Origin of the sequence: Planomicrobium soli (assembly GCF_003014655.1) — a bacterium.
Classification (GTDB): domain Bacteria; phylum Bacillota; class Bacilli; order Bacillales_A; family Planococcaceae; genus Planococcus; species Planococcus soli_B.
The window spans coordinates 92,935-114,752 of sequence record NZ_PYAT01000005.1; the positions used below are offsets into that span (position 1 = coordinate 92,935).

Annotated in this window: 22 protein-coding genes; 18 read left to right on the top strand and 4 right to left on the bottom strand. The window is 42.3% G+C overall.

Annotation, left to right across the window (positions count from 1 at the left end; translation table 11 throughout):
- Nucleotides 1-67: 67 nt before the first annotated feature.
- A complete protein-coding gene (locus B0H99_RS07955; protein WP_106533119.1) occupies nt 68-1,465 on the top strand; it encodes a protoporphyrinogen oxidase in 1,398 nt (465 codons plus the stop codon).
- A gap of 99 nt (nt 1,466-1,564) precedes the next feature.
- On the opposite strand, the gene katA is transcribed toward B0H99_RS07955, so the two are convergent.
- Together katA and B0H99_RS07965 are read right to left on the bottom strand one after the other, a co-directional pair.
- Nucleotides 1,565-3,031, bottom strand: coding sequence for a catalase KatA (gene katA, locus B0H99_RS07960; RefSeq protein ID WP_106533120.1), 1,467 nt, complete (start codon nt 3,029-3,031; stop codon nt 1,565-1,567).
- Nucleotides 3,032-3,446: 415 nt separating this feature from the next.
- Entirely contained in the window at nt 3,447-4,724 is a 1,278-nt protein-coding gene (locus tag B0H99_RS07965; protein WP_106533121.1) for a C40 family peptidase, read from the bottom strand.
- A gap of 606 nt (nt 4,725-5,330) precedes the next feature.
- Between B0H99_RS07965 and B0H99_RS07970 the strand changes: the two genes are divergently transcribed.
- From B0H99_RS07970 to B0H99_RS08035, 14 genes are all read left to right on the top strand, one after another.
- Nucleotides 5,331-5,726, top strand: coding sequence for a hotdog fold thioesterase (locus B0H99_RS07970; protein ID WP_106533122.1), 396 nt, complete (start codon nt 5,331-5,333; stop codon nt 5,724-5,726).
- 168 nt (nt 5,727-5,894) lie between these two features.
- Nucleotides 5,895-6,986, top strand: coding sequence for a CdaR family transcriptional regulator (locus B0H99_RS07975; protein WP_106533123.1), 1,092 nt, complete (start codon nt 5,895-5,897; stop codon nt 6,984-6,986).
- Between the two features lie 146 nt (nt 6,987-7,132).
- Entirely contained in the window at nt 7,133-8,545 is a 1,413-nt protein-coding gene (locus B0H99_RS07980) for an FAD-binding oxidoreductase (protein ID WP_106533124.1), read from the top strand.
- Nucleotides 8,538-9,857, top strand: a complete 1,320-nt coding sequence (locus B0H99_RS07985) for a (Fe-S)-binding protein (RefSeq protein WP_106533125.1) — start codon at nt 8,538-8,540, stop codon at nt 9,855-9,857. Before B0H99_RS07980 ends, B0H99_RS07985 begins: the two co-directional genes overlap by 8 nt.
- Nucleotides 9,858-9,868: 11 nt before the next feature.
- Nucleotides 9,869-10,888 (top strand): DctP family TRAP transporter solute-binding subunit, encoded by a 1,020-nt coding sequence (locus tag B0H99_RS07990; protein WP_106533126.1) that lies wholly within the window; start codon nt 9,869-9,871, stop codon nt 10,886-10,888.
- Between the two features lie 14 nt (nt 10,889-10,902).
- Nucleotides 10,903-11,430, top strand: coding sequence for a TRAP transporter small permease (locus B0H99_RS07995; protein ID WP_106533127.1), 528 nt, complete (start codon nt 10,903-10,905; stop codon nt 11,428-11,430).
- Nucleotides 11,427-12,752 carry a TRAP transporter large permease gene (locus B0H99_RS08000; RefSeq protein ID WP_106533128.1) on the top strand — a complete coding sequence of 442 codons (1,326 nt, stop codon included), beginning with the start codon at nt 11,427-11,429 and terminating at the stop codon, nt 12,750-12,752. The genes B0H99_RS07995 and B0H99_RS08000 overlap by 4 nt, the downstream gene beginning before the upstream one ends.
- Nucleotides 12,753-12,772: 20 nt before the next feature.
- On the top strand, nt 12,773-13,516 hold the full coding sequence (locus tag B0H99_RS08005; RefSeq protein ID WP_181313628.1) for an SDR family NAD(P)-dependent oxidoreductase: 744 nt from the start codon (nt 12,773-12,775) through the stop codon (nt 13,514-13,516).
- Complete coding sequence (locus tag B0H99_RS08010) at nt 13,509-14,066, top strand: PPC domain-containing DNA-binding protein (protein WP_245894457.1); 558 nt, start codon at nt 13,509-13,511, stop codon at nt 14,064-14,066. Before B0H99_RS08005 ends, B0H99_RS08010 begins: the two co-directional genes overlap by 8 nt.
- Complete coding sequence (locus B0H99_RS08015; protein WP_106533130.1) at nt 14,067-15,548, top strand: class I adenylate-forming enzyme family protein; 1,482 nt, start codon at nt 14,067-14,069, stop codon at nt 15,546-15,548.
- Nucleotides 15,545-16,678, top strand: a complete 1,134-nt coding sequence (locus B0H99_RS08020; RefSeq protein WP_106533131.1) for a thiolase C-terminal domain-containing protein — start codon at nt 15,545-15,547, stop codon at nt 16,676-16,678. The genes B0H99_RS08015 and B0H99_RS08020 overlap by 4 nt, the downstream gene beginning before the upstream one ends.
- Nucleotides 16,679-16,683: 5 nt before the next feature.
- The gene (locus tag B0H99_RS08025; RefSeq protein WP_106533132.1) at nt 16,684-17,004 is read left to right on the top strand and encodes a Zn-ribbon domain-containing OB-fold protein; all 321 of its coding nucleotides are present in this window, start codon (nt 16,684-16,686) and stop codon (nt 17,002-17,004) included.
- A gap of 235 nt (nt 17,005-17,239) precedes the next feature.
- Nucleotides 17,240-17,398: an SDR family NAD(P)-dependent oxidoreductase gene (locus tag B0H99_RS08030; protein ID WP_106533133.1), complete on the top strand. Its 159-nt coding sequence runs from the start codon at nt 17,240-17,242 to the stop codon at nt 17,396-17,398.
- A gap of 89 nt (nt 17,399-17,487) precedes the next feature.
- Nucleotides 17,488-18,099: a TetR/AcrR family transcriptional regulator gene (locus B0H99_RS08035; protein WP_245894458.1), complete on the top strand. Its 612-nt coding sequence runs from the start codon at nt 17,488-17,490 to the stop codon at nt 18,097-18,099.
- A gap of 51 nt (nt 18,100-18,150) precedes the next feature.
- Here B0H99_RS08035 and B0H99_RS08040 read toward each other — a convergent pair whose 3' ends face one another.
- Nucleotides 18,151-18,669: a methylated-DNA--[protein]-cysteine S-methyltransferase gene (locus B0H99_RS08040; RefSeq protein ID WP_181313618.1), complete on the bottom strand. Its 519-nt coding sequence runs from the start codon at nt 18,667-18,669 to the stop codon at nt 18,151-18,153.
- 1 nt (nt 18,670) lies between these two features.
- Nucleotides 18,671-19,234, bottom strand: coding sequence for a bifunctional transcriptional activator/DNA repair enzyme AdaA (locus tag B0H99_RS08045; protein ID WP_106533134.1), 564 nt, complete (start codon nt 19,232-19,234; stop codon nt 18,671-18,673).
- A 175-nt stretch (nt 19,235-19,409) separates the two neighbouring features.
- Here B0H99_RS08045 and B0H99_RS08050 point away from each other — a divergent pair, with 175 nt between their 5' ends.
- From B0H99_RS08050 to B0H99_RS08060, 3 genes are all read left to right on the top strand, one after another.
- On the top strand, nt 19,410-20,363 hold the full coding sequence (locus tag B0H99_RS08050) for a hypothetical protein (RefSeq protein WP_106533135.1): 954 nt from the start codon (nt 19,410-19,412) through the stop codon (nt 20,361-20,363).
- A gap of 407 nt (nt 20,364-20,770) precedes the next feature.
- Entirely contained in the window at nt 20,771-21,508 is a 738-nt protein-coding gene (gene tatC, locus B0H99_RS08055; protein ID WP_106533136.1) for a twin-arginine translocase subunit TatC, read from the top strand.
- A 25-nt stretch (nt 21,509-21,533) separates the two neighbouring features.
- The gene (locus B0H99_RS08060) at nt 21,534-21,731 is read left to right on the top strand and encodes a twin-arginine translocase TatA/TatE family subunit (RefSeq protein WP_106533137.1); all 198 of its coding nucleotides are present in this window, start codon (nt 21,534-21,536) and stop codon (nt 21,729-21,731) included.
- Nucleotides 21,732-21,818 lie beyond the last annotated feature (87 nt).

The window sequence follows — 21,818 nt, forward strand, 5'->3', positions numbered from 1 at the left end:
AAAATCTATTCGCTTCTCGTTTTATATTTGCTGGTAAAATGAAGACAACAATAAGGAGTGAATGTGGATGAAAACAGCTGTTGTGATCGGTGGAGGCATTACAGGTCTCTCCGCAATGCATTATTTGCAGAAAATGAAAAAAGAACAGAACCTTAACATTGAGTTGGTGCTCATTGAACAACAAAAGGTGCTGGGCGGGAAAATCCGGACCGTAAAAGACGGGGAGTTTATCATGGAAACCGGCGCTGATTCTATTGTGGCCCGGAATAAAAGCGTAATGCCGCTTATTCAAGATTTAGGGCTAGAAGACCGACTTGTTTATAATAGCACCGGCATTTCGTATTTATACGCTAACAATGAACTCCATGCCATTCCTGCGGATACCGTATTCGGCATTCCGATGAACGAAGAAGCCTTGTTCAGTTCAACGCTTGTCTCTGAAGAAGGAAAAAAAGCAGCGTTGCGGGATTTCGAGACTTCAAACGAAACCTATACGCGCGATAGTTCTATCGGTGAGTTTTTGGAGGCGTTTTTAGGGGAGGAATTGGTCAAGAACCAAATAGCCCCGGTACTGTCCGGAGTTTATTCAGGCAATCTTTATGAACTGACGCTTGCTTCGACGCTGCCTTACCTTGTGGATTACAAAAACAAATATGGCAGCATCATTAAAGGGTTAGGAGAGAATAAGCAGCGTTTCCAAGGTGCAGCCAACAAAAAATTCATTTCGTTTGATGAAGGCATGGGCGTGCTAATCGACCGGTTGGAGGAAAGCTTAGATAGCGCGGTTCTTATGAAAGGCACTGGCATAAAACAGGTGTCAAAGCAAGGCAGCCGTTATCTGATGGAGCTTGACAATGGGGAAGCGCTAACAGCTGACTATGTTATCTTAGCGACTCCTCATTCTGTTGCACAAAAATTGCTTGGAATGGAAGAATTGAATGGAGACTTTGATCAATTAGTAGATTCCACATTAATCAGCGTTTATCTGGGGTTTGAAATTCCAGATGCTGATCTTCCTGCAGACGGCACTGGCTTTATTGTTTCTCAGAACAGTGATTTGCATTGCAATGCCTGCACATGGACGAGCAGAAAGTGGATGCATACATCGCAAAGTAGCAATCTGCTGGTGCGCTTGTTTTATAAAAGTTCGCATCCATCCTATGCAAAACTGAAAGATTTATCAGAGGCTGAGTTGGTAGAAGTCGCTTTGAGCGACATCGAAAAAAGCTTGAAAATCAAAGCGGATCCTTCAGTTGTGCAAGTAACCAACTGGAATAATTTGATGCCGAATTACCATATGCACCATAAATCTGCTGTAGATGCTTTGGAAGAAAAAATGTTGGCACTTGTCCCGGATATCAGGCTTGGAGGTGCGTCTTATTATGGTGTAGGCATTGGGGCTTGTATTCAAAACGGCAAGGAATTGGCGGAAGCGATCGGTAAAGAAATGCAAGGGAAAAAGTAAAAGAAGAGGACGCCTAAACGGCGTCCTTTTTGTTATAGAAAAGCAGCCATCCTAAAAAAGGACGACTGCTAATTGAGAATTGTGTGGCCGAATTAAGAATTAGATAGTTTCAGCTAAATGTGGAACCGGCAGGCCAAGCCCTTCTGCAACACGAGTTCCGAACTCCGGATCTGCTTTATACAGATGGCCGATTTGGCGAAGTTTGATTTCCTCGACCGTTACTGCGCTTAAGCCGCCAACGAATGTAGCAACAAGACGTGCTTGTTCTTCCGGGCTTTGCAAGCGATAAAGATCTCCAGGCTGAGTGTAGTAATCTTCTTTGAAGTACGGAACTGAATCTGTAACGCCTGAAATTTCAAGCGGAGCTGTTTTTGCTGATGCAGTTTCAGTCGGGCCGCTAAAGCTATTCGGCTCATAGTAAACAGAACCGCCGCCGTTTTTGCCAAAGTTCATTTGGCCGTCGCGCTGGTAGTTGTTCACTTGGTTTTTCGCTGCGTTGATCGGGAGCATTTGGTGGTTGGCCCCTACACGGTAGCGGTGAGCATCGTGGTATGCGAACAGACGGCCTTGAAGCATTTTATCCGGTGATACGTCGATGCCAGGAACTAGTGTGCCAGGTGAGAACGTTGCTTGTTCAACTTCAGCAAAATAATTTTCCGGGTTGCGGTTAAGCACCATGCGGCCAACTTCAATCAACGGATAGTCTTTGTGGGACCACGTTTTTGTTACATCGAATGGATCAAAGCGATATGTGTTTGCATCTTCCAACGGCATGATCTGGACATACATTTTCCAAGCAGGAAAGTCGCCTTCTTCAATAGCGTTAAACAAATCCTCTGTGTGGAAGTCAGGATTTTCACCGGCAATTTTATCAGCCACATCTTGCGTGATGTTTTTGATGCCTTGCTCAGTCAACATATGGTATTTAACCCAATGGGACTCGCCCGCTGCGTTTGTCCATTTGAATGTATGGCTTCCAAATCCGTGCATATGGCGAAGAGTCGCAGGGATTCCGCGATCGCCCATCAAATATGTAACTTGGTGCAATGATTCAGGTGATAATGACCAGAAGTCCCACACTGCGTTAGGGTTTTTCAAGTGAGATTTTGGATCGCGTTTTTGTGTATGGATAAAATCAGGGAATTTGATTGCATCTTGGATAAAGAAAATCGGCGTATTATTGCCAACTAAATCATAATTTCCTTCTTCAGTATAAAACTTCAATGCAAATCCGCGTGGATCGCGAACTGTATCTGCAGATCCGTTTTCACCGGCTACTGTTGAAAAGCGCGCGAACATATCCGTCTTTTTGCCGACTTCTGATAAGAAAGCTGCCTTTGTATATTTAGTTACATCGTTTGTTACTTCAAAATAACCGTGTGCGCCTGCGCCTTTTGCATGTACTACACGCTCAGGAACCCGTTCTCTGTTAAAGTGAGCTAATTTCTCAAGCAGGTGGACATCTTGCAGTAAGACGGGGCCACGCTGTCCGGCTGTCTGTGAGTTTTGGTTGTCTCCGACTGGGGCACCCCAGCTAGTTGTTAGAGCTTTTTTATCTGTACTCATTAATCGAACACCTCATTCTCATTTTAATTTAAAACTATAATAACAATGATAACATTTTTCATTTAAAAATCAATACTTGTTAATAATGATTATAAATAACGGAGGAATTCAACAGCGTTCTTTATATATAATACGGATCTAATGACCGTAGATTAAAATACAACCAAAGAACTTTCAGTTATCAATGCTGTTTAAGGTTACCAATTATATTTTTTCTAAGGCGGATGAGCAAAATCTCTCCGTCCCAGTGGATTGTAGTAATTGAAACTTTGAGAACACTAAGTGGTTTTATTATAAATTTTTCCTTTTTAAAAGTTTAATAAGGTAAAAAAAGGGTATATTTTATTTGAAATACATAAAAAAACCCACTGCATTCGGCAAAATGCAGTGAGCGCTATTTTTTTGTGTATCCAACTTAATCCATGGCGTACAAACGTTTAAAGCTATCAAAATGCTTGCCCCAGTAACTATCGTTCAAATTAGTGATTTGAACACGGTCACCGCCTGCATGGATGAACTTATTGTTCCCCATGTAGATGCCGACATGTGAAATGCCTTGGCGGTAGGTATTTTTAAAGAAAACCAAATCCCCGACTTGAGGTGTATTCACATAATACGAGCGTGCGTCTAGGCCGCTTGTATTTGTACGAGGTACACTTACACCCGCTTTATTGTATACATAGTAGATATACCCGCTGCAGTCGAACCCCTTGGTCGTCGATCCACCCCATACATAAGGAATGCCTTGCAATGAAGTAGCAGTAGAAATGATCGCGTTAACAGTGCTAGAATTTGTCGGAGCAGTTACAGGAGCAGAGACAGGAGTCGTGCTTGGCTGTGTTGCCACTAGGGAATTATTGACTTTTAATGTTTGGCCAACCCGAATCAGGCTAGAAGTCAAGTTATTCCAGTTCATAATTTGTGTGACCGAGACACCGTGTCGGTGAGCGATGCCGGATAATGTATCCCCGCTTACTACTTTATATGTTCCAGTTGCTGAAGCCGTTGGAGCAGGAACCGATGGAGCGGGAGTTGTTGCCGCCGGACTTGGACTACTGGAAGAAGCAGAATTCTCGATTTTAAGCACTTGCCCCACACGGATAAGGCTGGAAGATAAATTATTCCAATTCATAAGCTGAGTTACAGAAACGTTTTTCTTTTTAGCGATGCCTGCTAAAGTGTCCCCGCTTACTACTTTATAAGTAGAAGTCGCTGACGGTGAAGCAGTCGTTGCTGGTTTTGTTACAGTTGGTGAAGCAGGTGCTGCAGCTGTGCCATTTACTTTTAGCTTTTGTCCAACATAGATCAGGGAACCGGAAAGGCCATTTAACTGTTGAAGAGTGCTGACACTTGTTTTATGTAGCGAAGCAATCTTTGATAATGTGTCTCCAGATTTTACTATGTATAAACTGGAAGAAGCAGTTGAACTTTTAGAAACGCTAATTTGGCTGGTTGCTGTCGAAACAGTTGCTGCTTTTGGTGCTGATAAGGTTAACACTTGGTTTGGGTAAATGGAATCAGATTTTAAGTTGTTCCATTGCTTAAGGTCAGAAACAGAAACTTTATTTTCTGTAGCAACTTTCCAAAGGCTATCCCCGGACTTAATTGTGTAAGAACTTGCCTCGGTATCTGACACTCCGAAAAACAAGGCCAAAGAACTTGTCGCGAGGACTGAAAAAGCAAATTTTTTCATTTTTTCTCTCCTTTTTAAAAAATAGTGAAACGTAAGGGCTCAGAAAATAAAACAAGAGCATGTCTTATTCTATCTAACCACGTTAAAATAGGCAATATGATTTACTGAGATGATATCTGTTTGATATATTTCTCATAATATAAATCTAAATTTAGGAAATAATAGGAAAAGTTTATGTAGTATACTTCTGCTTAAGCTTTTTTGGCGTTCTGGACTGTTTTGCATTATTAACAAAAGCGATTCTTGTGATTTTCTATACATTTATAATGAGCGAAAAATACAATGGAAATTATAAAAATGTGACTATATAATCAATTAATCACTTTTTTAAATATTTTATTTAATCTGACATTAAAAATAAAAAATAATTTGAATAAGCATTTTTTGATAAGGAAGTTGATAAAATAATAACTAGAATTGAATAGAAGGGTTGAATAGAGCGCCAACGAGTATCCAAACAGAAGCCCTTAAAGAATGTGAAGAGAATCAGCGAGAGACTTACTGCCAATGGTAAGTCTTGCAGCATTGTTTAGTCTGAAAACAGCCTATTGTGAAGCAGTCCTCGAACTAAAGCCTAAGCCGAACAGGAAGGGGAGTAATTAAGAGATGAAAATGAAACCGATTGAAGAAACGATTGCAGGTGTATTGGGCATTGAATTTGTGGAAATGCAAACGGATCGGGTTATGGCGACGATGCCGGTCCATGCGGCAACCCACCAGCCATTCGGCCAGCTGCACGGAGGCGCTTCTGTTGTTTTGGCAGAGTCCGTAGCAAGCATAGGAACATGGAATTTGATAGATCAAGAAAATGAAATAGCGGTCGGTCTTGAAATTAACGCAAATCATATCCGTGGCAAAAGCGATGGTCTGGTAACAGCTATTGGCACTCCGCTCCATAGAGGACGTACAACAATGGTTTGGGACATTAAAATTGTCGACGAAGAAGAGAACTTGATTTGTGTTTCGAGATGTACTGTAGCGATTGTCAAAAAGAAAAAATAAACCTTAAACCAGCAGCACCCCTTTTCTATTTTTACCAATAGAAAAGAGGTGCTTTTTTATACTTGGCTTTTAGGGGAACACATGGCTCTTAAATCATTTTGTCATTAAAGCAAAAAAGTATAAAAATGAGCTAATGAATAGGTTATATTATTCTACAGGGGTGATGTGATGTTCGACTTTCAAATGCTTGGAACACAAATCGTAGGAGAACTTTCTTCCTTAATTGACAAAAATGTTTTGGTTACAGATAAAAACGGATTTGTGATAGCGAGTACAGATCCTGCGCGGTTAAATACTTTTCATGAAGGGGCTTCCCTCTCAATGAAGAACCAAGTCGAAATTAACATGACAAAAGAGATGTGCGAGAAATTAAGAGGTGTTAGACCAGGAATCGTAATGCCAATCATTATTGCTAATACGCCAATTGGGGTTATCGGCATTACAGGAAAGCCGGCTGAAGTCGAAAAATATGCCAAGTTAGTAAGGAAGGTTGCTGAACTTTTTATTACTGACTTTATGTCACGCCAAGAAAAAGAACGGGATATACGGGAAATTGAGTTTTTCTTCTTTGATTTGATCACAACTGAATCGACTGAGGAAGCGATTGAAGATCGGGCGAAAGTGCTGAATATTGACAGTTCCCTTTATGAACGGATAGCGCTAATACAGACAGACTGGCAACTGGAAATTGCAGATATTGAAAACTTATTGCGTGTTCAGACACTTCATCCCAATTTGAAAATTGTTCGATGGGGAATGGAAAAACTTGTTTTAATCTTGCCAAACATGCCAAAGAAGCGTTTATGCGAAGGGTTAATGGGAATTTCGGCAAAAATACAAAAAAAGACTAAAAAAAGACATCCTATAGGTGTTGGAAAAGCAACGGGTTTCTACAACATGAAAGAATCTTTCAAGCAAGCTGAAATGGCAGTCGCTATTTCAATGCGGCAAGATCGAATGGTCTTTGAAGAAGATTTGAAATTGGAGTTGTTGTATTACTCTATTCCCCATAACGTTCAGGAAGAGTATCTAAGAAGGACAATTGGACCGCTCCTTGAAGAAGAGGAGTTGCTGCATAATTTGGAATTATGGATTCAAAAAAAGAGCTCGCTTCAAGAAGTAGCCGACGAATTGCATATCCATAAAAATACTTTGAATTACAGGTTAGGCAAAATCGAATCAATTCTAGGTTTAAAATTAACCAATAGCGAAGACATAGCCATTATTTATACGGCCCTGCGTTTATATAGAAAGAAATGACACTCTGATTCCAGGGTGTCTTTTTGTGTTAATGAACAAAAAATATGAGGAAATTTAGTGAAACTTTGTGTTTCGCACACATAGTTTCAGAAGAGTTTGAATATTAATATAAATGAAAGCGTTAACATGAAAGCGAGGTTGAAGCCGTGGATGCAAACTTAGCAAAACCGTTTACCTCAATAGTAGGTGAATCCAATATAAAAAACTCCCAAGCTCAATTGCTGGCCTATTCCTATGATGCCACTGCAAATTTTCAAGCAAAGCCTGACATGGTTCTTTCTCCTAAAAGTACGGAAGAGATAAGGGATATCGTAAAAATCTGTTCCAAAGAGAGAATTCCGATAATTTCCAGGGGATCCGGCACTAACTTGGCGGCTGGTACCGTGCCGACACAAGGAGGCATCGTACTTTTATTCAACAATATGAACAAGATTTTAGAGCTGGATGAAGAAAATCTGACAATCACTGTTCAGCCTGGAGTAATAACTCAGGATTTAAGCAATTTCGTTGAAAAGCATAATTTATTTTATCCCCCAGATCCAAGCTCAATGAAAATTTCCACGATCGGAGGAAATGTAAGTGAGAATTCCGGGGGGCTAAGAGGATTAAAATACGGTGTTACAAAAGATTATGTGAAGGCCCTCACCGTTGTGCTTCCGAATGGGGAAGTGTTGAAACTGGGAGGCAAATTGGCCAAGGATGTCGCTGGCTATGATTTATTGTCTCTGCTGGTCGGATCAGAAGGAACACTCGGCATTATTACAGAAATCACGCTAAAACTGATTCCATTGCCCATTTCAAAAAAAACGGGTATTGCCTATTTTAATTCGTTAGAAGACGCAGCAAGAACCGTCTCCTCGATTATTGCCCATAAAATAATTCCGGTGACCCTGGAATTCATGGATAAAGGAACAATTGGCGCTGTTGAGGACTTTATGAAAATAGGATTGCCTCGGGATGCAGAAGCCATGCTCCTCATGGAACAAGACGGCAATGCAGAACAGGTTGAACGGGATATCCAGACAATGATAGCCATTGCTGAAAAAGAAGGTGCCACGTCAACGGTCATGGCGTCATCAGATGAAGAAGCTGAAGTATTGAAAACAGGTAGGCGGGCAGCTCTTTCTGCTCTTGCCCGAAAGCGGCCCACTACAATATTGGAAGATGCAACGGTTCCGCGTTCCGAGATTTCAAAAATGGTCAGAGCTATCCAAGAAATTGCTGAGAAATACAATGTGCAAATTACGACTTTTGGCCATGCGGGGGATGGTAATTTACACCCCACCTGTCTAACGGATGTACGGGACAAAGAAGAAATGGAACGCGTGGAACAGGCATTAGCTGAAATTTTTCATGTCGCAATCGAACTTGGCGGCACCATTACCGGAGAGCACGGCGTAGGAGAGATGAAAGCCCCTTACTTGGAGTGGAAACTTGGAGAAAGCGGCATTGACCTCATGAAGGCAATAAAAAATTCAATTGATCCGTTGAATATCATGAATCCTGGAAAGTTGTTCGCGAAAGAAACAAAAATGAGGCTGGTGATTCACAATGGTTAGTGAATTGCAGCAGCGCATGCACGAATCTTTTGTAGAGAATGTCAACGAAGAATATTTGATGGACTGCATGAGGTGTGGGTTTTGTTTGCCAGCTTGTCCAACTTATTTAGCGACAAATAACGACGAAACCCATTCTCCTCGAGGGCGTATCGCCCTTATGAAAGCGATGCGCGATGGCGACGTGGTATGGGATGGTTCGGTTGAAGATGCTTTTGATATGTGTCTTGGCTGCCGGGCATGCGAGCCGGCTTGTCCGGCAGGGGTCCAATACGGAGTGCTGATCGAGGAAACACGAGTCGCCATTCAGCAGGCAAAACCAAAAGATTTAATGGAAAAAATTGTTCGGAAAGCTAGCTTTGATGGCGTCTTTGCAGATCAAAAGAAAATGGCGGCAACGGTAAAGTTAGTGCAGTTTTATCAAAAGTCGGGTTTACAGTCGGCAACGCGTAAAATAGGTTTCCTTAGCCTTTTCCCACCGTTCATGAAAGAGATGGAAGGTGTGCTGCCTAAAGTCGAGACGAAGAAAAAGAAACCTTCTTCATTAAAACCGAAAACGACGAGAGTTGCTTTCTTCGCCGGCTGCCTAATGGATACGCTGTTTCAGGAAACCAACCGCAAGACTATCGAGTTGCTTGAATGGCTAGGCGTGGAAGTGGTCGTGCCAAAAGAGCAGCAATGTTGTGGCGCTTTGCATGGCCATAGTGGAGAAATGGAAAAGGGTTTAAGAAATGCCAGGGCGAATATAGATGCCTTTGACTCAGATCACGTTGATTACATCGTCAATAATGCTGGCGGCTGCGGCGCTTTTTTAACTGAATATGAAAAGCATCTGAAAAATGACCCGCATTACGCCGAAAAAGCAGCCAGGTTCTCCCAAAAGATGCTCGACATCTCATCATTATTCGTCAAGCTCGGAATGAACGTGCGGCTAAAATCCTTGGAATCTGATGAAACCGCGATTGTTACTTATCAGGATTCCTGTCATTTACGGAACGTCAACAAAGTGTTTTTAGAGCCTCGGTCGTTATTGCAAGATGCTCCGGGCTTTGAATATAAAGAATTAATCGATGCAGGCAGTTGCTGTGGGTCCGCAGGAATCTATAATCTGTTGCAGCCGGAAATGGCCAGAAAAATTTTGGAACTGAAAATGGAAGGAGTACGGAAGTTGCAACCGTCAAAAGTTGTAACATCCAATCCAGGATGCCTCATGCAAATGCAGGTAGGCATTCAGAGGGAAGGCTTGGAAAAGGAAATACAGGCTGTCCATATTGTCGACTTCTTGTATGACGCGATTCAAAAAAATCAAAATTAGGGGTGGATGGAATGTTGAAGAGAAAATTCAATTTAGCAGCAATGGGATTGTCAGTGGCACTGATCTTGGGGGCTTGTGGTTCGGAAGCGGAAAGTGGGGCAAATGCTGAAGCGCAAGAATACGACTTGAAAATGTCTGTGACAGTATCAGATTCATCAACTTGGTATGAGGCTGCAGAGAAGTTGAAAAAAGATATTGCTGAAGAATCAGACGGCCGCATTAATATCGAACTTTTTGCCAACGAACAATTGTCTGGAGGAGATTCTGCAAAAGCGGTTGAAAGTTTAGCAAAAGGTTCCATCGATTTAACATTCAACTCAACCATCATTTACTCGGTTTTAGATGATCGCTTTGGAGTTGCAAGTGCGCCTTTCTTATTCGAGAACATCGATGAAGTAGATCCGGTATTCAATGGCGAAGGCGGAGAGCAATTAAAAGGCATTCTGGATGAAAAAGGCATTCACGCATTAGGCTTTGGCCAAAACGGTTTCCGCCAACTGACGAACAACAAGCGAGAAGTGAAAAATCCTGAAGATTTGGCTGGATTGAAAATCCGAATTCCTGGCATCACAATGTATACCGATCTTTACCGAGAGCTTGGTACAGATCCGCAAACTATGACGTTCTCGGAAGTATTTACGTCATTGCAGCAAGGGACGATCGATGGACAAGAAAACCCGGTTGACGTTATCTCTTCTTCCAAGCTGCAAGAAGTTCAAAAATATATGACTATGTGGAACTACTCATACGATCCACTCGTACTTGGAATGAACAAGAAGTTGTATGAATCGATGAGCGACGAAGACAAAGAGTTGTTTGACCGTTTAGGAAAAGAAGCGGCAGATTATCAAGTGAAAATTGCACGTGAAAAAGAAGAAAAGCAAATTGCGGATTTAGAAGCGGCGGGCATGCAGCTTTATACACCAACAGAAGCTGAAATCGCTCAATTTAAAGAAGCTTCACAACCGATCTATGATAAATACACGGATATTTGGGGTGCCGATTTGCTAAAAGCGTTCCAGGGTGAATAAGGGGGCTGTTCTAGATGAAAGTGTTAAATTATATCGAAGAAGTCATACTATTTGTTGCCCTCTTGATCATGACCATCATCACGTTTGCGAATATCGTGGCTCGGAATATAGCAAGCCTGTCTCTTTCTTTTACTGAAGAAATCACCATTAATTTGTTCGTTTTGCTAACGTTTGTCGGAACGGCTGCAGGTGTGCGACGCTACGCACACCTTGGCTTTACCCTGGTATTTGATCATGTGAAAGATGGACTGAAAAAAGCTTTGATCTTATTTTCGGCATTGATGGGGCTGCTCTTATTTGGTGTTCTGTTATGGTATGGAATCCAGATGGTTCTGTTCCAGATGGACATGGGGCAAAAAACGCCTGCATTGGGCTGGCCTCAATGGGTGCTATCTTCGGCATTGCCTTTAGGGGCTTTGTTATGTGTCATTCGCATCGTCCAGGTTTGTATAGAAGAAATAAAGCTAGTCAACCAAACTGCCCGTGAAGAAAAGCGGAAAGTTGTGAAGCGTTCTGCTTTGGAAGGAGATGGGCTAGCATGACAGCTATATCCTTATTCGGAACATTTTTTGCGTTGGTATTCTTGCGGGTGCCAATCGCTATTGCATTAGGAGTTGCATCACTTGTGATTCTTGTGGTTTCGAGTGGCGTTTTCGGACTGGAAATGGTCACTGATATTATGTATACGAGTGTTGCGAAATTTACGTTATTGGCCATTCCTTTTTTTATTCTTGCGGGTGTAATTATGGAACAAGTGGGTATTTCCAAACGCCTTATTGATTTTGCTCAAGCGTTGGTTGGACACCGCAAAAGTGGAATTGTTCTTGTAACGGTTATCGTAGCGATTTTCTTTGCAGCGATTTCAGGGTCAGGCCCAGCAACAGTGGCTGCAATCGGAGGAATCCTTATTCCATCGATGGTCAAGAACGGCTACAAGAAAGAAACAGCTGGCGCTTTGGTCGCAAGCTCCGGAGCAATCGGAATTGTTATCCCGCCAAGTATCGCGTTTATTGTCTTTGCGGTTGTGGCTGGTGATCAAATTCCCGTTACGATCAATCGCCTATTTGCAGCAGGTGTGGTTCCAGGTATTCTCATGGGTATTGCATTTATTATTGCTGCAATGATTGTCCGTTCAAGACAAGAAAAGCGGGGAGAGTTTATTCTCCCGGAAGGTTTGGAAATCCGTAAAGCAACTAAAAAAGAATTGTGGGCCGCTTTGGTGGGAGCCGCTCCTGGGCTGATGATTCCAGTCATTATTCTAGGGGGGATTTATGGAGGGTTTTTCACACCGACAGAAGCCGCTGTTGTAGCCGTAGTTTATGGACTGGTTGTTGGAATTATAATGAACCGCAGAGATACGTTCGGGAAATTGTATAGAATTTTTGTTGAAGCGGCAATTCAGACGGCAGTGGTAATGATCATTGTCAGTGCAGCATCGGTATTTGCCTATATTATTACAACCGAGCAAATTGCACGGGATATTTCAACTAGCATAATGGGATTGACGAGCAACCCGATCTTGATTTTGTTATTGATTAATATCTTGCTATTAATTGCGGGAGCGTTCATCGACGCAATTTCAGCTTATTACATTTTTGTTCCTATTCTCTTGCCGCTTATTATTTTCTTAGAAGTGGATCCGACAGTCTTTGGTGTTATTATGACGGTAAACTTGGCAATCGGACTGTTTACTCCTCCGGTAGGCCTGAATTTATATGTAGCAGCTGGGATTTCGAAAACAAATATAGTAGAGATTTCAAGAGGTGTTGTGCCTTTTGTAATCGCGGCAGTGATCGTATTGATGCTAGTCACCTATATCCCAGCCATCTCAACCTTTTTACCAGATTTACTAAATGTGAAATAGGGAGCTGAAGATAATTGAGAATGCAAAACGAAGTAGCGATTGTGACAGGGGCAGCAAGCGGTATCGGACAGGAAGTATCGGTGCAATTTGCGAAAGAAGGCGCAAAAGTGGTCTTAGTGGATTTGAATTCATGTGAAAAGACAATCGAACTGCTAGGTGAAGCGGATTATCTGGAATGTCTTGGGGATATTCGTGACCCTGATTTTGTAAAGGCGGTCGTAAACCGGACCATTGAAAAATTTGATGAAGTTCATGTTTTAGTGAATAACGCCGGTACTTGCAGTCGTTTGGATCTAGAGGACATGACACTGGAAATGTGGGAGCGGGATTTGGATACCAATTTGAAAGCGACATTCTTGTTCACGCAAGCCGTCATTTTCCCGCATATGAAAGAGGCAAGGTATGGCCGAATTGTCAATATTAGTTCTGTTTCAGGCCTCAATGGAGGTGTGGTATCCGGAGGAGACGAGAAAAACGGACGCTCTGGCCCGGCGTATGCGGCATCAAAAGGCGGCGTTATTGCGCTAACCAAATGGGTCGCCAAAGAAGTCGGCAAATACGGAATTACGTGCAATTCTGTAGCTCCAGGAGCAACAGCAACAGCGATTACTGCAGGGGTTCCCTATGATACGAGCAACCAAGTCATTGACCGGATGGGAGAGCCAAGTGATATAGCAAATGCTGTTCTTTATTTTGCATCCAAAGAAGCCAGTTACACAACTTCCCAGATTCTGAAGGTCGACGGAGGGGTTAGTATTGGATAATAGTCGAACTCAGACAGCATTTGATGACTCCACTCCCCAATTTGCTGGAGAGGAAGGAGGAGTCTTAGATCCTGCTCGCATCCAAGCGGTATACGATGGGCGATCTCACCGGATTGTAGGACGTTTGATGAAGGATGTTGACTTGTTCGGAGGAATCAAAGAAGTCTGCAAACATTTTAACGTAGAAGCGGCTCATTTTCAGTGTTTCGGTTCTTTGAAGTATGCGACGTTTGTCCAGATGGAGCGGGGAGATGTGGAAGGGACTGTACGGTACTCGGAGAAAATAAAGTCCAGCTCCGCGGTGGAATTGTTATCCGGGACGGGATTTGTGGGCTATGGCGAAGATGCAGAACTGGATGTCCATTTTCATGGCATGATGATTGATTGCGATCGCCAAATTAATGGAGGGCATTTTTTGGCGGATGAAAATCCGGTAGCTGTTACCATTGAGTACATCCTTTTTCCGTTAGATGGCGTCGAAATGCAGCGTGGAAAAGATCCTCATTGGGGATTGCCTGTTTTCCAGTTTACAAAAAGGAGTGAAGAGTAAATGGAAACTTTGGGACAATTAGCGTTAAAATCTGCGGATGCTTATCCCGGAAAAATAGCTGTAAAAGATGCAAGCCGTTCTTTTACGTACAGGGAGTTTATCGGGCGCGCTAAAGCATTGGCTGCCTACTTCAATGATTTAGGATTCAAGAAAGGTGATCGCATCGGCATTTTGATGTCAAACCGTTTGGAGCATATCGAGTTGGATATCGCTGTTGCATTAGCTGGAATGGTCAAAGTCCCCCTTAATTACCGCCTTCATCCCAAAGAACACCAGTACATGATTGACGATGCCGGTCTGAGCATTTTGATCGGCGAACAGTTGTTGATTGATGCCGTTGAAATGGAAGTGCCTGTGCTTTATATCGACCAACCTTACGAAACTGTGCTTGAACAATTTGAAGGGAAATCATTTTTTGAGAAGGTTGCAGAAGATGATTTATTTGCAATCATGTACACTTCGGGAACTACAGGAAATCCAAAAGGTGTGATGCTTTCCCATCGGAATATGATTGCCGGAGCCTTGTCTTTGGCGCAAGTGTGCGAAGTGGATTATGAAGATATTGTCGGACATGTTGCTCCGTTAACGCATGGTTCGAACTTTTTGAGCCATGTCTCCTGGCTGTATGGATTGACACAAATCGTCTACAGCAAATTCGAACCGGAAGAATTTTTAGATCATCTGGCAGCAGATAAAGTATCTATTTTGTTTTTAGTTCCAACGATGGTCAATCTGATGATTCAGCATCCAAGTTTTGATGCTTCTAAACTAGCTACTGTCAAATCGATCAATATGGCAGGATCGCCGATTGCCGCAAGTAAGTTGCAGGAGGCATTGGAGAAAGCCGGCAATATTTTCGTGGAGACCTATGGCCAAGTGGAAGCGCCAATGTGCATTACGATGATGCCGCGGAATGAAATACGCCATCGCTTAGATTCGTGCGGCCGGATTGGTGTATTTGTAGATGTGAAAATAGTGGATGACGAAAACAAGGAAGTCCCCCATGGCGAAGTCGGTGAAATCATTGCGAAAGGTTCGCTTGTCATGAAAGGTTACTGGAACAATAAAAAAGCGACCAATGAAACATTGCGAGACGGTTGGCTACATACAGGAGATTTAGGCTGGCGGGATGAACAAGGATTCGTCCATATTGTAGACCGCAAAAAAGATGTCATCATTTCCGGCGGCGTCAATATTTATCCACGGGAAGTGGAAGAGGTGCTAAACCTGCATAAAGGCGTTAAAGAAACATGCGTCATTGGCGTGCCAGACGATAAATGGGGAGAATGCGTAGTTGCATTTGTCGTGCCGAATGGAAAAGAAGATGTGACGGTAGAGCAGCTTATTGGGTTGTGCAAAGACAACTTGGCCAGCTTCAAAAAGCCTAAAGAAATTTTTCTTGTGGAAGAGCTGCCTAAAAGTTCTTACGGCAAAATCCTGAAAAGGGAAATGAAACAGCAACATGTGGAGGTGAGCAAATGACAAACGTATATATCCACGGGATCGGCATGACGAAATTCGGGAAGTTGGAATCTTCTTTGAAGGAGCTATTGCTGGAAGCCAGTACAGAAGCATTAAATGACGCGGGGCGTCCCAAAATTGATGCGGTATTCGTCGGTAATTTCATGGGAGGAAGCATTTCGAACCAAGAAATTTTAGGAGCCTTGATTGCCAATGATTTGGGCCTTGGCTATATCCCCTCCACAAAAGTAGAAGGGGCCTGTGCGTCGGGCGGAATTGCTTTCCGCCAAGGGATACTGGGAATCTTGAGCGGGGAATATGAAACGGTCCTGGTTGCCGGAGTGGAAAAAATGAAGCATGCCTCTACGCCGGACGTAACTCAGGCAATCAATTCCGCAATGGACACTAGTTCTACAGAAAAGCACGCAGGGCTGACATTTCCGGGATTTTTCGGTGTGTTAGCAAATCGCTACTTTTACGAAACAGGAGCTACGAAAGAGCATTTGGCTCGCGTGGCATTGAAAAATCGCGAGAATGGGGTGCGAAATCCGTTAGCTCAATTCCCGAAACCGACAAGCTTGGAAGAAATTTTAGCGGCTCGTATGATTACAGATCCACTCGGCTTGTTTGACTGTTCGCCAATGACTGATGGAGCTGCAGCAATTGTCATTTCCCGTAAAAAATCTCCCATCCATGTCCGCTCTTCCTCTCAAGTTTCAGGGCCTACGCAAATGCAGGACGCAGTGGACTTATTGTCCATACCGGCAATTGGAGAATCAGGGCGCCTTGCTTATGAGAAGGCAGGTTTAGGGCCGGAAGATATTGATGTCATAGAAATTCATGACTGCTTTTCCATGACGGAGATCATTGCTACAGAAGAACTTGGTTTCTTCAATCGTTTGGAAGGATGGAAGGCCGTTGAGGAAGGACGCACCAAAGTAACAGGTGATAAGCCGGTCAATACAAGCGGTGGGCTGTTATCGCGAGGCCATCCAATCGGAGCCACGGGCATTGCGCAACTCTACCAATTGGTGCGTCAACTGCGTGGCAATGCAGCCAATCAAGTGGCGAATAATCCTCGTTTAGCACTGGCACAGAATCTTGGTGGAACAGGATCTTATTCCACTGTCCACATTTTAGAGAGGGTGTAAGGAATATGAAAATCTACTCTTGTTGCGGCACGGACTCCATTACCAAAAAGTATGCCTGTTCGAAATGCAGCGAAAGCAAGCATGAGGAAAAAGAAGTATCAGATAAAGGGACTGTATACAGCTATACGAAAATTCATATTGCTCCAGCAGAATTTGCCGACATTGCCCCTTATAATGTGGTGTTGATCGATTTGGATGAAGCAAATGCAAAAGTTACGGCACGCATTCAAGAGGACGTCGAAATCGGGGATGCAGTCAAACTGAGCCGCATTGAAAACGGGGCCTATGTCTATGAAAAAATACAGAATACTTCAGCAGTAGTGTAAAGCAGAGAAGGCGTCTATTATAGACTGCCTTCTTTTTCTATAAAGTAAAGAGACTGTTGAATGCCGGTGAAAAAGTGAGGTATACTGAATTTTAAGAAAAATATAAAGCGCTTACATTTAGTCTGTCTTTAATCGTATTAAAGAAATTTTTTACGGTTAACATACCGGCCGTTCAATATTGGAGCTTAAAATTAAAAACTTATATTCAACGCCTCAAATAGCAGGGAGGACAAGAATGGGACGAAATTTTGCAGGAAGAACAGCGTTTGTAACAGGAGGAAGCCGAGGCATTGGCAGGAAGATTACAGAGCGTTTGGCGAGTAAAGGAGCCAATGTTGCCGTTAATCGATTCGACAAAAGCGTCTTGAAAGTCGACCTTACTTTTTCACTGTAGAAACAGCTGAAGCGTGCCTGCTTAAGGCGGTTCAATAGGTTGTTTTGATTTTCCAGCCAAAAAAGTTGGAGGGGATAAATGCTATAATAATGGAAACATCTTCAGTAAAACAAGAAAGGCAGTGGCTATCCATGAAAGCGGAATTGATGAAGAAAAGCACTGATCTTTTTGTGGAAAGGGGGTTTAGTGCGACATCCATCCAAGATATTGTTGATGCATTAGGCGTAACAAAAGGCTCTTTCTATTATCATTTCAAAAGCAAAGAAGCCTTATTAATGGATATACATCTTCGCTATATAGATGATTTACTTAAAAGACAACAGGATTTGCTGGCAACTGAACCAACAAACCGAGGGAAGCTGGTGAAAGTTGTAGAGCTGCTTATTCATGATATTGAAAATCAAGGGGCGATTGGCCAGGTGTATTACCGGGAAATCCGTCATTTGTCAGCAGAAAACGCAGCGACTATCCGAGCAAAACGCGGAGAGTTCCGAGAAAACATTGAACAGGTGATCGGGGACGGCATTAATTCCGGCGAATTTCGGAACAACTTGCAGCCAAAGATGATTACCTTTGCGATTCTTGGTGTCACTAACTGGAGCTACCAATGGTTCAATCCGGAAGGCACATTGTCTGTGGCCGAATTGGCAGATATGTATACAGATTTTATCCTGAACGGCATTCTAGCACATGAACATTAACTGAGGCAAAACCCGCCAAAGCATAAGAACTAGGGCTTTAACGGGTTTTTTTTATATTTTTTGAAGTTCTAAATCCAGCAGAAACCGCTTAAGCTCCATGCCTCCCCGATAACCGCTGATTGCTCCGCTTTTTCCGATTACGCGGTGGCAGGGCACTAAGATAAGAAGCGGATTGGCTCCGATGGCGCTGCCGACTGCCCGAGCTGCTGAAGGCCGGTTGATAAGTTCCGCAATTTCCGAATAAGATATTGTTTTTCCGTAAGGAATCTTCTGCAAAACTTGCCAAATTTCTTCTTGGAAAGGAGTTCCTTTAATATCGATAGGCAAAGAGAAAGTCTGTGTAGAACCGTTTAAATAATTAGCCAACTCCTGAATATAAGGTGCTAACGCCTCAGTGTTTTCCACTAAGCCGGCATCAGGGTAGCGTTTCGCAAAATAGGCTTCAAACTCTTCGAAGGAACTGCCGGGAGAGCCGATATAGCAAAGCCCTTTTTCTGTTTTAGCCACATAAAGAGTCCATTGTCCGTTCTCCAAAACCGTCCACTCAATTATTTTTTTGTTTTGATCCACTCTAATTCACTCCTTTTCGGAATTGGGCCGGCGTTTGGCCGGTCTTCTTTTTAAATAACGTAATAAAATAAGGGGTGTTCGAAAATCCGGCAGCTCTGCCGATTTCAGTGACTGAACGACTAGTTGATGTAAGCTCTTGTGCGGCTTTTTCTAAACGTTTTTGTTGAAGATAAACCAAAGGTGATATTCCTGTAACTTTTTTGAATGATCGCTGCAGATGATAAGGGCTGCTATGAGTCGTTTCTGCAAGTGAGCTAAGCGTTACTTCTTCGGTAAAATGGACATCTATCCATTCAGAGATTTGTTGAACCCATTCTTCCATCGGAAGTTTTAATCCGTCCGGTTTGCAGCGTTTACAAGGTCGGTATCCCTGTTCAAGCGCGATAAAAGCGTTCTTGAAAATCTGAACATTTTCTTTGTTGGGCAGACGGGACTTGCATGAAGGACGGCAAAAAACGCCGGTTGTTTGGACACCGTAAAAAAAGCGGTCATCAAATTCTGGATCGTTTTCCTTAATAGCTTGCCAATAAACTGCAGGAATTGAAGAAGTGTTTTTTGCCTGCATTTCCTCACCGCCTTTATTTACAGTATACACCCAAAGCCTGGTCTATTAATGTTTCAGGAATGAAAAAGCAAGATAACAAAACTCTGTTCCATTAACCTGGCACCTTTTCGTTTTATCGATTTTTAAAAGGGAATAAAATAATAACGAAATCAATTTTGAAAAGAGAGTGGATACTATGATTAATTCGTTAGGTGAACTGATTGAGGAAAAAGGTTATAGAGATAAGCGCTCTATACCGTGGAATACTATATGCAAGGAAGAGAAATTAACGGAAACATTTTTAAGAGAGAACAGCGATCAGGTAAACTGGAAACTAGTTTCTGAATTTCAAGAACTGTCCGAAGAATTTATCCGAGAATTTAGTGGGCGCCTGTTTTGGGAAAGTGTTATAAAACATCAAAAAGTATCAGAGAGATTTATTGAAGAATTTGCGGCGGAAGAAAAATGGCTAATCAATTGGGACAAGCTGAGCAAGCGCCAGCAAAGTTTCTATGAAAAAGAGGGCAAACCGTTTGATGAACAAGAATACTGGACAATCGTGTCGATGAAACAAGAGCTGGCTAACGGCAAAGGATTGTCTCCTGCTTTTATCGAACGGCACCAGGAGAAATTGTCGTGGAGCTGCCTGTCGCTCTGCCAGAATTTGCCCATGCAATTGATTAGCCGCCATCAGCAAAAAGTGGATTGGCATGTGATTACCCGAGTGCAAGTGCTGTCAGAAAAATTTATCGAAAAACATCGGGGAAAAGTAGAATGGGCAACCATTTCCTTCCATCAACAGCTATCAGAACGCTTCATCAACAAGCACCAAGAGAAAATGAGTTTCATCTCAGCAGAACAGAAACGCTCAGAAGCTTTTTTATATACGCATTTGGATAAGATGGACGCCGCTTCTATTATCGAAAACCAAAACTTGTGCACTGTAAAAAAGTATGCGGAAATGGATGTTTATGTAATAGCAAAAAATAGGCGGAAAAAATACATCATTCAGTTCCATAACCCAGCAGACACTCATGAATTCCATAAAGTGGGAGAAGAAGAGCTGTTTGAGTACTTGGCGGAAAACGATATGTTTGAAGTTATTGAAAAGGACTTCCCTGAACTTACTCTTGCAGAAAGCGAAGGGTAAAAATAAGGACACTCCAGTTCTCTGCTTAAAAGATAATGTTGGAGGCACTAATGGCTTGAAATTTCTTTATCTGTGGCCATTCTTTCGGCAAAGCTGATTTGGAAGTAAGGGGATTGCTCTTCTTTAAAATAGAAGTCTTTTCGATATTTAAAGCCAATCAAATCCGTACTAGTTTTTCATTGTTGGATTTTGTCATTTTGTTCACTTGCTCTTCACATTTTGATAATCAGCATGGCTATATGATTTACAAATCTTCCACGAAGAGTATAATTACAAGTGGAATGAGGCATCAATCTAAAGTTTTTATTGAACTCAAGATGATCCAAACCTTTTAATGAAAAGCTAGCAGTTTTCTCATCATTGGAAGCAGCATGTTTCCTCGAGTTAACGAAGTAGGTGGTTAATATATGGATAAGCAAGAAACAGTTGTTGAACATTTAGCGGAGTTGAGGAAACGGCTAATTATTATTGTCGTAGCTTTTGCAATCTCTTTGGGAATTGGTTTTGCAACTGCTGAAAGAACTTTACAGTTTATTAAAATGCAGCCGACTGCTGCCCATGTAGAATGGAACGTATTTGCTTATACAGACGGAATCATGATTTACTTGAAATGTGCGTTGCTGTTGGCGCTGCTGATTACATTGCCGATTGCATTGTATCAAATTTGGCAATTTGTAAAGCCAGGTTTATCCCAACAAGAAGCAAAAGGCACATTCTTTTTTATACCAGCTTCTTGCCTGCTGTTCGCGGCCGGTGTTAGCTTTAGTTATTTCATTTTGTTTCCACTAATGCTAAATTTCATGTCCGGCATTAACCAATCTATTGGTGCGACGGAAACATATGGAATGAGCCAATACTTTACGTTTATGTTCAACCTAATTATTCCTGTCGGCATTGTGTTTGAAATGCCGGTCGTCATCATGTTCTTGACGAAATTAGGAATTGTCACTCCTTTTACTTTGCGTAAAATGCGTAAAGTAGCGTATTTTGTACTGGTTGTAGTGGGCGTTCTTATTTCACCGCCAGATTTCATTTCAGATATATTGATCATCATTCCGCTATTCATCTTGTTTGAAATCAGTATTTTTGTTTCCAGTTGGACATATAGACGGAAACTCAAACATTACGAAGAGCTTGCTAAATAATACTCGACCCTTAGGAGGGAAATTCATGCAAAACATTGGTGTACCAGGTCTGATCTTAATTCTTATCATTGCTTTGGTTATTTTTGGACCAGCTAAATTGCCGCAACTAGGAAGAGCTGCCGGACAAACGTTAAGAGAGTTCAAAAACTCAACAAAAGGCATTATGGACGATGTAACAGATGAAGTTAAGACAGATGAAAAAAAAGATAAAATCGAAAAATAAATCCTGAAACATAACCGCCTTTCGCATCTGCGAAAGGCGGTTATTCTTTCAATTGGCGCATAACACGTTATAATAGAAGAAAAAAAT